The 14691-nt window shown below is 48.1% G+C and carries 6 protein-coding genes and 2 pseudogenes; 3 read left to right on the top strand and 5 right to left on the bottom strand.

Translation table 11 applies throughout. The features are described 5' to 3' along the window. Positions 1-3: 3 nt before the first annotated feature. Positions 4-5778: a conjugative transfer relaxase/helicase TraI gene (traI, locus tag ACMAZD_RS26280; protein WP_435250679.1), complete on the bottom strand. Its 5775-nt coding sequence runs from the start codon at positions 5776-5778 to the stop codon at positions 4-6. Between the two features lie 604 nt (positions 5779-6382). Continuing rightward, positions 6383-8470 (bottom strand): type IV conjugative transfer system coupling protein TraD, encoded by a 2088-nt coding sequence (traD, locus tag ACMAZD_RS26285; protein ID WP_435250680.1) that lies wholly within the window; start codon positions 8468-8470, stop codon positions 6383-6385. A 211-nt stretch (positions 8471-8681) separates the two neighbouring features. Here traD and ACMAZD_RS26290 point away from each other — a divergent pair. Together ACMAZD_RS26290 and ACMAZD_RS26295 are read left to right on the top strand one after the other, a co-directional pair. Next, positions 8682-8861: pseudogene (locus ACMAZD_RS26290) on the top strand (DUF2913 family protein); the annotation flags it as partial. 16 nt (positions 8862-8877) lie between these two features. Next, positions 8878-9162, top strand: a pseudogene (locus ACMAZD_RS26295) (H-NS family histone-like protein); the annotation flags it as partial. Between the two features lie 107 nt (positions 9163-9269). Here the strand turns inward: ACMAZD_RS26295 and ACMAZD_RS26300 are convergent. Next, positions 9270-10571, bottom strand: a complete 1302-nt coding sequence (locus tag ACMAZD_RS26300) for a hypothetical protein (protein ID WP_435250681.1) — start codon at positions 10569-10571, stop codon at positions 9270-9272. 282 nt (positions 10572-10853) lie between these two features. Here ACMAZD_RS26300 and ACMAZD_RS26305 point away from each other — a divergent pair, with 282 nt between their 5' ends. Then, positions 10854-10997 carry a hypothetical protein gene (locus ACMAZD_RS26305; RefSeq protein WP_435250683.1) on the top strand — a complete coding sequence of 48 codons (144 nt, stop codon included), beginning with the start codon at positions 10854-10856 and terminating at the stop codon, positions 10995-10997. 269 nt (positions 10998-11266) lie between these two features. Here ACMAZD_RS26305 and ACMAZD_RS26310 read toward each other — a convergent pair whose 3' ends face one another. Both ACMAZD_RS26310 and ACMAZD_RS26315 read right to left on the bottom strand, forming a co-directional pair. Continuing rightward, positions 11267-11821, bottom strand: a complete 555-nt coding sequence (locus tag ACMAZD_RS26310) for a hypothetical protein (protein WP_435250682.1) — start codon at positions 11819-11821, stop codon at positions 11267-11269. Between the two features lie 76 nt (positions 11822-11897). Beyond that, positions 11898-14690, bottom strand: a complete 2793-nt coding sequence (locus ACMAZD_RS26315; protein ID WP_435250629.1) for a conjugal transfer protein TraG N-terminal domain-containing protein — start codon at positions 14688-14690, stop codon at positions 11898-11900. Position 14691 lies beyond the last annotated feature (1 nt).

Genomic DNA, 14691 nt, shown 5'->3' on the forward strand with positions numbered 1-14691 from the left:
TGATTATCGCTCCAGTTCTTTTTCTATTTCTCGGTCTTCATGAGAGTTGTCTCTATCCTTTTCGAACGAGATGGATTCTTTTTGTTGGCTTAGGTTACTATTGTCGAAATAGTCCAATGCTTGACTGTCTTGCGCTTTTCTTTCCTTTAATTCATCGATTTCTAATCGCTGCGAGTGTTCGTCTTTGAGAATATCGGTCACCTCTTCTTCTTTGATGCTAGATACGTTATCGAGTTTATGTAGACACGATTGAATATCGCGATGCAAATCGTCTTCTGCTATAAAGGTAATGTCTCTCCCACTAAAGTTCTCCATAATTTTTTCAATGTTGTTGGGGTTCAAATCTTGATTACCTTGACTCAAGACAATCATCACATTTTGTCTTAATTCGTCAGTGGATAGATTTTGGATGTCATTTTTATGATTGACGTGAATAATGTCGATATTCCCTTGGGTTTCTTCCCGAATTAAAAAAGATTGCTCAATAGACGTGCTGATGATTGTCGCGTTTAAATGCTCACCCTGGTGAAACTGCGTAAATTGCTTCGATTTCGTTCCCAATATTCTCGGGTTAATGTCGAGGGTGTTGTCTTTATTTCCGCTTGAATCTAAATAGGTAATTTCAACAGCTCTCGTTTCTCCATGTTTATCGTGAATGTTCGTGAGCATCGCGGGGTGGAGGGCTTTATCTTCAGAAGAGTACACGGAGGGGTGGTATTTTACATGCTCATTCTCAATATTATTGACACCCAACTTATTCAGGTACGTTTGTACTAATGAATCGTTAATCGGTTGACTCTGCTTGATATACGCCTTGGCCCTCTCTTCAAATTGCGCAATTTTTCTTGGTGTGGTGTTCAGTAATTTATCGTGATTCGGGTTTTCAGACAGTTGATGTTTACCTGGAGCATTGATCATACTGTTCGCCATATTCATCGCCTCCTTATAGCCGATGTCTTTGTGACTCATCATGAGGTTAACAAGTGAGCCTTTTTCACCTGTGGTGTAGTCTTTGAAATAACCACGGTGGGAGCCGGTTAAACTCACTTTAATCGCGGATTGCCCAATCCCAAACGTCAAATAATCTCGATCGGATTTACTCCTGTTTGGCGCGCCTAATAATGCTTCTGCGAGGCTCTCTGTATATTTAGGGAGCGTCTCATTAATGTGTGTTTTGAATTTTTGATAATCAAAATCACCACTGGCATTTTGAAAACGCGTGTCCTCATGGGGCAGCGCATTGCGGTTAAAATACACGGTGTTGGTGGGCGGCGTCTGCTCGATGGTTTCCAACGCGCTCGATTTGTGGCTTTCTTTGGATAGCCAGGTTTTGACCAGGTGCTCGGTGTTATCGGTATAGAGACGTATGTGCTGACTGGCACGGGTGACATCGATACCGGCGCGTCGAAGATTGGTCAATGCGCCTTTGCTCTTAATCGCGGTGATGACGTGTGGGTAGGTTGCCCCTTGAGCCATATCCGCCGTGCGGCTATAGGCGTAATCCCAATGCCCATCTTGCAGGGTAGAGGGGTTGATGGTCAGTGATTGTCCCGTCGATGATTGCGCCAAGATGGCCTCGGGGGTCGCGTGAGTAATGCGGTATTCAACGTTCGCTTTGATGTCACGCGCTTTATCGGTAAAGCGCGTCACGATCTTATCACCGGTTGAGAGTGGCTTTTCAGACACCGAAAACAGGGTGGTGAACGTGTGGTCACGGTTTCGAGGCAAAAAAGTCGCCGTTTTACCCGTTCTCTCTCTTTGAAGTGTCACGATGCCATGCTCAGAGTCGACGCCGGTAATGGTCGCGTATTCCCCAGGCTTAGTACTTAATATTAAGCCTTTTTGATAAGGCATCATGGTGGAGAGCTCCTCGCCTGTTGCGCCCACGGAGCGAAGGCGTGTCGCCACGATGCTCTCTTTACCTAGCTCCCCGTTTTTGATGAGGCCACTGCGAATGTGCTCGGTAATGTCATCACGCTCGGCGTTGGTGTAGGCGATGATGAGAGTATGCTCTCGCGTCTCTGGTGTGCGCTCTAAGTAATCTTTGGCCACAACATAAGGAAGTTTAGCGGTGGCCTCCAATTGCGCCTGGCGTTTATTTTGGGTGTGCTCATTGAGCGTTGAGATAACATTCTGGGTTTTCCCTTGCGTGTCGGGGGCCTGTTTTTGGAGTTTATCGAGCGCACTGTCTGGTTGCTTATCAATGGTGTTTTGCGCTGCATTAAGTAGCGTGTCGTTTTGCTGACGGACGATGTCGGTCATATCCGCGCTATCGATGCGGCCTTGACTCATCGCCAGCTCAAACGGCTTACCGGCACTGAGTGACAACAACTGCTCTTTGTCCCCTAAAAGAACGGCTTTGGAGCCGCTGGCTAAAATGAGATCGGTAAATTCTTTGGCTTGTTTGTTGCTGACCATCGAGCTTTCATCCAAAAAGAAGAGGCTGTCCTGGTAATCGCTCGGTTGACGGTTTCCTTGGCGCAGTTCGGTTAATAAACTTTCTAAGGTCTGAGCATTGACGCCCTTACTTTCGAGCTCTGAGACGGCCGCGTGGGTAGGGGCTAGGCCAATGACGGTTTGCGCTTTCTCCTGGTTAACGGCTTTCACCGATTGAATGAGTTCAATATTGGATTCAAGCATGGTGGATTTACCCGTGCCGGCTAACCCCTGAATGGCTACAACACTGTCTTTGGTGGTTGAAATGAGCGTGACGCTGCCTTTTTGACCCTCTGTGAGTCTGGGTCTGTCGGCCAGATACTGCGCCACCTGTTTTGCTGAGGCAAACGACGGGTGCTGATTTTTCCCTTGATCAATGTTCCGTAAGATATGCTTTTCGGTGTCTAGCGCGGCCTGTGTGGTCCATCGCGTGCCGTCACTGTACTGCGCGGATAACGTGTCGCTGCGCTTGGCCAGCTCCGTCTCAATGTGCGACTTGGTGATCGAGGTGCCGGCTTCTTCAAACGCATAACGAACCGCTTCAATGACGAGCGATTTTTGACTAAAGGCGGCTTCTCGATCTGAGAGGTGGTTCAGTGCAAAGCTCACGGCTTTTTCTATGATAGGGGCGTTTTGCTCGCGAGAGAGGGCGGACAGGGCCGCGTTGACGTCTTGTTTTAGCTCATTCGACGTACGATCACTGAGGTAGCGGTCGTTGACTGGGGTCGGTGCCATGATGCGTTCGATGGCTGACGGGGTGGCTTGCGTTTTACCGAGGGCATGATGCGCTTTGTCCATATTGTCGGTAAAGACATCGATGCGCGCGCTTTTTTCTGTCAGCTCTGTGAGCAGTGGTTTAGACAAAGTAAACGCCTTGGCTGATAGCAGAGTATGCGATTTTGATTGGATATGACTGGCCGTATGGACGTAGTCATAGTTCAGGGGCGTATCTTTGAGTGCGTTAAGCGGCAGGCTCTTGGTTTGGCCTTGATTCTCTAGTGTGATGGTGTCTTTATCGAGCGCTGTGATGCGATAGCTTTGATGCGCGATTAAACCGGCGGCTTTATGGTGGCTGACGGCCTTAATGCGTTCACCGACAGCCACATTCAGGCTGTCAGGTTTGGTGAGCTGCATGCGTCTGTTTTTAAAGTCAGAGCTGGATGGGTCAAAGCGAACGCTCTGGCCATCTTGCTGGCGAAATGCGGTCATGGTATTGCTCTCTTTATCGATGCTGGCGATGACAAAGCGATGGGGCTGCTTGCTTTCCCACTGAGTGAGTATCATGCCGGGTTTGTAGTGTTGAACGAGGGGCTGTTGCGTTTTAGAGAGGAAGTGAGGAACTTGAGTAAATAGGGTGCTCTCGATGCGAGACAGGGCGTGGGTGTTTTTTAATTGTGTTCTTATCGCTTCGGTCAGTCGCCGTTGTTCAACGCCAGAGGTGGCCAACACTTGGGTTTGGTCTTTATCGGGCAGGTCGGCATAGACACGGGCGAGTCGTTGTGTGTCACTCTGATGAAGCGTCACTTGGCTGTCTTGGCTTTTCCCATTGACCCAAGTGTGGCTCTCAACATGGCCCTTACGGTAGAGCTCGATGGCATTGTGGGCTTTAAAGCCTTGACGGTTCGTGACGCGATTGAGCATCACCACTTTGCTGTTCGATTGCTTGGCCTTTTCAGTCAGCCCCAGCAATTCATTGGCACTCAGTGTATTGGCTTCATCGATGAGTAAGACGTCTTTGTTGGTCAGAGGTAAGTCACCGTTCAACAAACTGTGTGTGGTATGACGATGCTCTGAGCTGAACAGCTGGCTTGCCCAGGCGCTCAAAGTGTGGCTTTGTCGTTGAATGCTGTCCATGCTGTCTTGTTTCTCCCTGGCATTGGGTGAAACCAAGTGAACCCGTTTGTGGCTGTGGTGACCGACATTCAGTAGCTGCTGAGTCATCGGTTTTGAGTCGCCATGAACGTTCACGATGTGGAACTGTTTGGTTGACTGGTACACCTCCGTGAGAATTTGTTGCTGCTTGTGAGAGGCGTTGAGCTGATTAAGAACGCCTGGATTAACGTGGGTTCTCATGTGGTGCGCTCGGCCTTGAGTCACGTCCATGAGCGCGCGTTCGTTATCGAGGAGAGCTTTGGATGTATATTGTCCTTTTTCCTGAAGCGCAATCAACTGACCGCTTTTGATGAGTTCATCGGTGGCTTGCTTTAAATCTAGAGCATTTAATTGCGTTTTACCGAAAGTGAAATCAGCAGCCGCGATTTCGATGATTTTTTCAATGTGCAAGGTGGTTTTATATTGTCCCAAATGTTCAACGGCGCGATGGATGGCAGCCTTAGCTTCTTGTGGTGAGGGGGCGACGCGTTCAGTGGAAGTATGCTGTGCTTGGACTACGAGTTGAGTTGGCTCATGCCCGTGCTCTTGGATCTTGGCTTGCCATTGGTGATTGAGTGTTTCATGGCTGTGATAGGTTTTAGCTTTGCGTGTATCGAGGGCGGCCGTATCTCTGGCGGTTTGGGTATTACCGAAACCCAACGCTTGTTGGTCTATTTGTTTTTTTCTTGTGGAAAAAGCATCAATAAGAGATTCTGGTACGCCAGTCACTTCAAACTGGCCATTTCCGACCCCCCGCATACAAAAGCCAAGGTTTTCAGCGCTTTTGGCAAGGTGGCTTTGGTACAGTGAGGTGTAATATTTTTGAAAATAATAGATGCGTTCACCCGCTCCGTTAATCACCCCTCCTTTTTGCTTGAGGCACGTTGATAACGCGCGTAATTCTCCTGCTTGATCCCGCGTCATATTGGCGGCGAGGGCGTGAGAGTGGAGCTGCATGTCATTCTCACGACTGGTTTTATGGCGGATCACTGCAAACATCATGGCGTCGGTGTCTTCGTACTCCTGGACGCCTTTTTCATGCGTTACTTTGACTTGTGCGACGTCTTTCTCTAGCTCTGCGAGCGCAAACTTAACCGCACTGTTGTGAGCGTCGATTAACCGTGTCTCACCCCCCGCTAAAGCTAAGATACTGATGGACTTCGGGGCTGAGAACGTCAGGTCGAAGCCTGATTTATGATTGGCTCGCTTGCCTTTAATGGTTTCTTGGCCAAGATGGCCAGAAAGGACAGACTCTAAGGTCTCTTTCTCGACTGGCTTTCCCGTTAAATTGACGTCTTCTGCCAATTTCCCGTGCCAAAAAGTGGTTTCAGGTTGGTCGGCTTCTTTTAGGTAATAATTATCACCGTCTCCTTTCTCAAGGGTGATGTCGGGGAGGTCTTTCGGGTTTTCTTCACCAAGGTAGTATTTGGCCGCGCCAGAGGCGGATTTGAGGGGGCTAATCGAAAGCATGGCATTTTCCTTGTGCAATGCCAACGACCGCTGGCAGCAATGCTGAGCGGTCATTGGGGTAAATGGGGTTTTAAATACCTTGGATAGCAAGGTTTCAATGAGTCGTTAATGTACTTCTAGTGCACTATAACTAAATTGTTTGTTGTTAATGAGACGGAAACAACGCGCTTTTGGAGAGCAGTAAACCGCAATACAAGAAGAGCAATCCAATAAAGTGGAGTACCCCGAATAGTGAATGCTCCATCGTGTTGCACAGTAGTAATATTACCCCCACCGAAGTCAGCGCAAGGTAGTGAGGGGGAGTTGGGACGGCTTTTTAAACATACAGCCGCGATGCGCTTAAATCCATAAAGGGATAATGACCCTATGGCTGCGATGAAAAAGTGCGTCCATTGAAATGGGAGTTCGGTGATCTGCATTAAGCACAGTGCGGAAAATAAGAGCGAGACTACGAGGGCCTCAAAAATGAGCTGAGATAGGTGAGAGGTCATTTAATATCACCTTAATTTAGAATGTGCCATCCTAGTGATGACACATCGTTGGTGTGAGATAAGGACTCGGTTAGGGGGAGAAGCTTGAATGTGATGGAGTGTCTACGTTGACGTTATTCCACCATGCCTCCAGGCTCCATCTCAACGGGAGGTGAGATGGCTTGCTCTTCAATGATACGTTGCGCCTGCTCCTGGTACGCGTGATTCGTTTCGGGCTCTGACGTCACCATTTGTTGCACCGTATCGCTTTGCATGGCTTCTTTCATTTGTCTTGTTTCTGTCACCATTTCTTCTTTGCTTTCAAACTGACCGTGTTGACGGTTGAGAAGAGGTTGCTGATCTTCTTTTGAAAGGTGAAGGCCCGGCGCGACCGTTTCGTAGTAGACGGCTTGCGAATAGGCTTCTTGCATGCCTTGTGACAATGTCACTTCCCTTTTATGGAACGAAGGGCAGATGTCTTTCATGACATCGAACTCTAAGTCCAATTTCGTAATGAGATCGACACCTGGCGTGCGCAAGTAACATTGTAAATCGTCCAGAGCTTGTATTTCACTTGGAGAAACCACCGGTCTGGTCACCGTCTGATGCCCTAGAGATACGCCATCACGCAAGGTATTCGCGCCATACGACACGTTTTCCTTGGAAATGTCGACCTCTTGCTCCCCTAAATCCTTGGAGGAGATTTGCGCCATTTGGGCTGAGGGCGCTCGAAAGAAAAAGCGCGTGTTTAATAAATCAAACATCTCATCGGCGGCGTTCTTACCGTAGGTTTTCACCAACTGGGCGTAAGATTGAATACCAATGAGGTAGCAGCCCCCAAACTTTCTCACTTCGGCAATGATGGAGCCCAGCTCTGGCAGTTTATGTAAGCTCGGCATTTCGTCCATTAACACCCAAATACGTCGATCTTCATCGGGCTCCAACCCTAAAATGGCATTGGATGCTATTGCGAGCCACATCGAGATCAGTGGTCTCAGTGACGCATGTTGCTGCGCGTTGCTCGATAGGAACAAAAACCCACTTTGCTCATCGTCTTGTACCCAATCAGTGATGGAGAATTTCTTTTGCAGAGCGTCACTGCGTTTGCTGTCGTCCAACCCATCCAAGAAGCGCAAGCTTTTCATGTAGGTCGCCAGTACGGATTTTATGGAAATTGCCGTTTTTTTGATGTCTTTTGAGGCGAGAGACGCCGCTTCGGTGCCTTCTAGAAAGTTACCGAGCGCTTCGAGCTCACTCGTGAGGATCAGGCTGAGTAAGCGGGCGGTGGTCGCCGGTTTACTGTCTTGGCCCATACGGTACGCCGTCGATGAGAAAATGGTGCGGGCCGACTCAACCCAGAACGGATCGCCATCGCCGTGTTGCGGGATGAGGGCCGCCGCCATATTTTCAAAATCGGGCGCGTCTTTGGCATCGCACCAGACGTCCCAGTTGGCGCATCGGGCATCAAACGGGTTTAAGATGACATCCGTTTCGGGGCGATAGAACTTACTGGTGAACACACAACCTTTATCGTAAATGATGGCTTTATCGCCTCGCTCGCGTATCCAGCGCACCAACTTTCGGATCATGACCGATTTACCCGCGCCCGTGGTGCCATCAATGAGCAAGTGTTGGACCTCAAATGACTGCTTAAGCAGAGCATGACCATCAATCTTGAACGGTGAAATGGAGCCGTCGCCATAACCGCGTTTACGGTTCACTTTGGCGCGCTTGATTTGTGTCTTGGTCAGGACGTCAGGAGCCACCAAACGAAAACCACGCACATGGAAGTCTTCACTCTGTTTCTCCCCTTGCGCTTTGAAAAAGCGTTGCAAGAGATAGAAAATGAAAAAGCCGATGGCCATAGAGAGCAAATAGTAAACTTGAACGTTGTGCCACAGTTGATCGTGGATATCGAGCAGCACAGAGTTCTCAAGTTGAGTCGCGAGCGCAGACTGATAGCGCTCCCCCTCCCAAACGGTGGTCACCATGCTGTCGAGGGGTTTTCCTAATTTGGCGTAAATGATATTGCGCCAGTAGTAGAACTCGCCCCACAGCGCATTGGGTGGCGCTTGCCAAAATGTCAGCCCCAACGTTGAGATGAGCATCCCTATACCGATGAACTTGATGAGCGCGTTATTGACTTGAAAGAACATTCGTATGGAGTGAAAGGTGACTTGGCCACCACGAGTAAAGTGGTTACTTTTTTTACGGGTACGCATCTGCGCTCCTTATTCAGAGTGAACATAAAGATAAAATGAAGGTAGGCGGGCGAAAGCCGCGCTCAAAGTCCGCAGGGCCATGATTTTTAAGGAGACTTAGGTCTATAATGCGCGCAATATTTCACACACGGATACGAACATGAGTCACAACCTCAAACACTACCAAGCTCTGGATGAGCTGGTGACCCATTCGTTATTGACGCAATCTGAAATTGAAGAAGGATTTGATGAGGCCAACCGAAAAATCAAACCCTTGGCCATGACCGTGAAAACCACCCGACTTAAAACGCTGATTGAAGCGATGCAAGCCAAAGGCGTCTATCGTGTGGAAATCGACCATGTGGATGAGCAGGAAGTGATTCATCTGCTTTTACACCGAACGACTCCTTAAACATCATGGGTAACCTATGACTGAAATGATAAAAACATTGTTGAACATTCGCGCGCTTCGTACGTACTCACGCGAATTAACGTTAGAGCAACTGGAAGAAGTACTCGATAAACTCACGACCGTGTGTCTTGAGCGTGTTGAAATTGAAGAAGCAGCCGAACAAGCGCGCGCAGAGAAAGAAGAAAAGGTGGCTCAACTTGCCAAACAAATCGCACAAGAAGGCATTGAGGTTGAAGCGTTAATTGCCGCGCTGTCGGGACACTCGGCAAAGAAAACGAAAGGGAAGCGCACTAAAATACCTAACTAAATTTTAAAATGTGTATTTGCGTATGCCTGCTAGGCTTGGTGCAATTAAAATCGTTATAAAAGAACTGAGCCGCCAAAGGGGCGACTCATGAAACTGATGTGTTAGTAGTATCGGTACGGGGTCACTGCATCGACCTTGTAGAGAGTCTTTTCAACGTTGGTATCAGCAATTCGGTATTTCACCGCGGTTCCAAGCTCGATAGGATGTTTCAACAAAGTTTGATCTACATTGTGAAGTGTGCGGCGACGTTCTGAATCTGGGAATCGATTCAGACCAACAATAGTACTAATCGCTTGCGGAGGCACTTCAACATTTAAGTTAGTACGTGTTTCAATATCATTATCTACATACATTGAGACGGAATCGATTTTCAGATATTTTCCGGTTTTATTGTGAATCTTCAATCTACCATTTTCCGCTTTCACTACCACAACCTTATCAGTCATGCTTGGAAAATATGGTACATAAAACTCTTTCTTCGAAATTACCGTTAGACTAATTTGTTCCAACGACTTGTCGTTTAGGTCTGCTGTAAAGTCACAACCAGAAATAGAATAGTTCCAACCACTAAACAGGCTAATGTTACAGTATGTCTTAAATTTAACGTCAGATCTGATTTGAGCGTCTATTTTATCTAGCTCGATATATAGGTCTTCTACCTTATTGAAAGCTTTCGTTCTAACCGATTCGAATCTAGATTCGCTTGATTTAATGCCGATACTAACAATATCCTTTGGTAGCTCACCAAATAGCTTACTTTTATCAATAAAGTTGACCTTAATCGACTTATCTAAAAGTGCGCGTTTAGATTCTATCTCAGTGTTAAGTATTTTTTTTCGTTGAACTAGCTCTGCATCAAACTTATTCAAGGCAACAAGAACAGGTTGTATGTCGAAGTTAGCCTTGGCTTCCTTGAGAGCGTCAATGTATGCCTCTTCGTTAAATTCTACTGTGTAGTAACCTTTAACTGCTGTACCAAGCGTATACACTGTTGCAAAAGTATTTAATAAAGTATTTGCTAGAACGTCACCCGTAGTAATTGAGGAATCATAAAATAGGTTTTCTCGCGTTTTTATATCAGAACAGACTTGATCGTTTTGAGATTCGACACCGAACATCGTCTCAGTAGAGCAATCTGAACCTAAAGTAGAAAATATCGGATTTAGCTGATTGAGGTCTACCCACGCCGAAGTTGTCTTGGAGTTAGGTCGAGCAGTCGTAAAGCGTGTAAATTCATAATGACCCGATTCACCCTTAGACAACATTGCATATAGCTCTTGGCCTTTGAGTTGAGAACCATAGCCTTGTCCGTAAGGTTCGCTATCTATATTTGCAACACTGGAGCATGCAGTTATTAAGAGCGCGACTGATGTAGTAGACAGTTTTTTTATTGTTGATTTCATAAGTTTATCCCTCTGAGCAGTAAGTTCCCTTCTTTTAAGGGCTACAGTCTGAATAAAAACATAAATGCAATCAATTACACATGTAGGGCTTGTATATTTTATGATGAATATATGTGATACATGTGCGATTTTCGGAGCTTTATTGAATTAGTATTTTTTCTGGGCTTCATGAAGTAGTGCTAGAAAGCTTTCGACTCGGATCCGTAATCCAAAACTAGCAAAGCATATTGCTGATGCTTCATGGGGCGAGTTCGTCAATTGAAGTATAAAGCTGAATGGGCCATGCACACTATCTCTGAGATAGATCGCTTCTTTCCTAGCTCAAAGCGTTGTAATGGTTGTGGGTTCGTATATGAATCAATGCCGTTGAATATCAGTGACTGGACATGCCCTAGACTGCAAGACGTACCAAGACCGCGATATTAACGACATTTTCTCCAGGCGTAAAAAAGGCAAGCTAGGCTTACCTTTTTTCTATCATGCTTATCATTGCTCAGTCTAAAACCGATGTGTTCAGGGCTGCGCCTCTCGATACAAGAGGTAGCCGCGATGTGACGTTCGCTTTAACAATCGCAAGGCTTGAGCGTAAGTTGTGCGAATGTAGCGCCAGTCGTTTCCTTCCAGCATTTCTAAAATCATGCGATCGTTAGGGTTATATTTCATGCTGTTGTTTTTCCCTTGAAGGCTAGGTTTGCTTAGTAGTTAAAACCAACTAGACGGTGCGCCTGTGGCACTTGGTCGTAGCAAGGGTATTTAGTCTGTAGACCGTATTCAATAAGGGCTGTTGAGGACATGAAAGATGCTGCACCATTGTAGGAATCAAAGCGACCTGGCTTATACTGCAAATCCCGCTCTAACCCAAACCAAATGATGCTCTCGATGAACTCGGTTGGATTTTTCGCGTTGTAGCTGACCGTTTTTAAGCTGCCTCCTGGCGGACAAAACCACGGCACCACATTAGTCTGAATTTGTTGGTTGATGCTGCCAATGTGCGCCGACTGCATCCCCCACAAAAACGCCTTGAGCTGCGCGTGCTCCGGCGTACCCGGCTTATCAAGGTAACGAATGAAGTAAGAAAGGTTGTCGACTTCCTCCATTTGTCTGCGTCTAAAATCAGACAAATCATCCGACTCGTACTTCGCGTTGAGCTTGGTGATCAGCGCCTCCAATTCAGGGCTTTTATGCCATGGCTGCGCCATCGCAGGCAAGCACACTAACACGCTCAGTAATCCCGTTATCATCCACTTCATGCTTCATTCCTACCTTGAATCCGTGCCGCCATATTAACACAGTTTACTATGTGTTTAAATATACAGCGCTGTTTTTTTAACCACTGCTTTGGGGCGGTTGATAAAGAGGGTAGCTCGTATTGGTCGGACTGCCCACCCGCGTCGGTTTGACTGGCTCCACCTCTGGTTCTACGACGGTTTCTACTGAACCCGTTTTAACCGGAGGAGACGACAACGTTGACTCTACTTGATTCTGCATGTGACCCGCGTACAACAAAGCATTACCTTTCACGTTGTCGTAAGTGCTATCAACAAACAATTGCCCACTTTCATTGAGCTGAAACATCTCCGCCGAGATTTCATCGGTCTGAGCGCGCGCCTTGCTGGCTCCCGAGCTAATAAACGAACTCTGCTCAGGCTTAAGCGTCAGCAACGTGCTTAAATCTTGCGGCTCATAGCGATCTTTAAGCGCCTCAAGAGAGGCTTTTGAGGTGTCGACCCCGTAGTGCTTTTGAAAATCGTCACTGTGAGCGTGTTCATTGAATAACTCTCGAACACGCTGCACATCCTCCGGCTTGTAGGCATTCATCAGGCGAGCCACTTCTTTAGGATTACTATCCTCCAAATACTGCTGAAAACCCGTGATGGCGCTGGCACTGAAGTTCACCGTGTCGTTTTTCAATCTTGACTGCATGTGACTGAGGGTGTCGACGTCCGCATTGGACGCGTTGACCGCCGCGGCCGTTTGTTGAGTGCGTTGGAAGTTGAGCGCAAAGTCGTGCGCGTACTGCTCTGCTTCACTGCGGTTGTCCTTCGCATCGAGCGTGCGGCCCGCGCGCTGCATCTCTGTGGCCCCTTCGGTGTATTGCTCTGTGGCTTGAGACAGCGCTTGTTTCTGCTCCGCGCTCATATGACTGAACGATTCTCGGTCATCTTGACTCCAGCTGACGCCCGCTTTTGCGCTCGCTCCAAAGAAGGATGGGGTGCCCACTTCAATACCGGCATTTTTTGCCGTCACGTACGCTTTCGCTTGGTCGTGGCTCCAGCCGGTGGTCTCCGACACACTCTGAATGGCCGATTCCATTTTCGAATGCGACTGACTGATTTGGCCTTCCGTCGACATGGATTGACCGTCCCCATAACTGCGATTGTGACTCCAGTTGTCATTCCAACGGTCGCTTTGCGAAAAGCCCTTTGAAAAGCTGTCATTGAAACTGTTCATGTGCTGCGTTTGAGCGGTTTTCGCGTCTGTGTATTGATCATTGATGCTGTTTTGCAGCATGGATGAGGCTTGCGCTTGCCACAACGGTTTGGATTCGGCTTCTTGGGCGTTGTACGTCCTACGGCCGCCGTCGTTTTGAAAGCGCGTCACACTGGTGCCATCCGCTTGCTGCGCGGTGCTCATCCCAGTTCGCATCAGGAGATTGTCGTCAAACTTATTGGCCGAGGTGTTATTGAAGCTGTGGTTTTGCATCTGCAAGTTACCAAAGTCCAAGTTGCCGGTCGAAGAGGCCGCCGACACGCGCGCATTGGTGCTGTTAATCATGCTGGCCAATTGATAGTTCATGGCCTGAGCGGCAGCCACCCCACCTTGCAGGATTTTGCCCGCTAAGACCGGGATCGACATCATTAAAAAGCCCGCCATGTAACCGTAACGCATGTGCAGCTCATCGAGCGCATTACCGTTAGACAGCGACAGTCCTTTCATTGGATTGGCCGTCGCGCTTGAATGCGATTCGAGCGTCCACGTCATGATGGCATTGAGGAGCGCAAACAAAGCGGGCCACGTCGCCAAATACGCAAACGTCTTAATGTAGTTGCCCAGCACCATCTTGGTGAACGCGGGGATCAGCGCCACCGCCGCGACCATGAACCCAAGACAGCTGAACAAGGTAAAGAGCATGGTGTGCATCATGGGGATGAACTCACGCGCTTGCATCCCCAAGGTGGCCCACATCGAGGTTTGCTGCATCTTGTTCGAGGTGTACGCGTAGTTCATGGCCGAGGCCGATGGGTCGAGGGTATTGATACTGTGACGAATGGCATTCATCGCCATGTTTTGATTGAGCACATTGACGGCGTTATTACTTATCCCAATGTATTTTTGGTAACTGTTCGACATGGCATTTTGCACGTGCGCTTTGTAGGTGCTCGCTTTACTGCCATTAAGGTAGGTCGAAATCAAATCCAGCTCTTCGGCGGACTCGCCCAAGAATTGTGTCTTGATGTCAGGGTAGACCTCCTCACACGTTTGAAAGGTCTGGTTGATATCGTTCAATATCACCCCGCGTAGCGGGCTCATCCTCTGCCCATCGAGAAAAGTAAAAATGTCCGGCGCGTTTAAGAGCGAGTCCCAGGAGTATTTCTTGTTGATTTGGATGTCGCCAACAATGCAGTTTTTGAAAAAGTCATCCCATAACCGGCGCAGCTCGGTGTCTTTTAAGTCAGCTTGGCGTGACAATTGATAAAGCTCGGAGCCAAACATCATGCCTGTGCGGCCATAACGTTCATCGTCCACCGTCGTAAAGATAGACTCGATCGCATCGGCGCTGCCCGCCATTAAGGTGGAAAAGAACCAGGTTGGCAGGGCCACGATGTAGGGTACGTTGCCCACGGTATACGCCGAGCTCGGCTCGGTCTTATCGATGATCTGCATGGTCACCGTTTGCTTGATCAACATCGAGGGCACCAAGGTAAACACCAATGCCCACATGTAAATGTGCTTTGGGTTACGTGACGCCACAAAGTGCGCGTAAGTCAGGGCCGCTCCAATCATAAGACTGATGGACATCATCGAGGCGAACGATTGGCTGGCAAAAAACATGGCAATGGCATTGAGCGCTTTTTGTATCGCCGCGCCTTGGGTGTAGGTGTAGTATTCGAGTGTCACG

The organism is Vibrio sp. nBUS_14, from assembly GCF_051201655.1.
Taxonomy (GTDB): domain Bacteria; phylum Pseudomonadota; class Gammaproteobacteria; order Enterobacterales; family Vibrionaceae; genus Vibrio.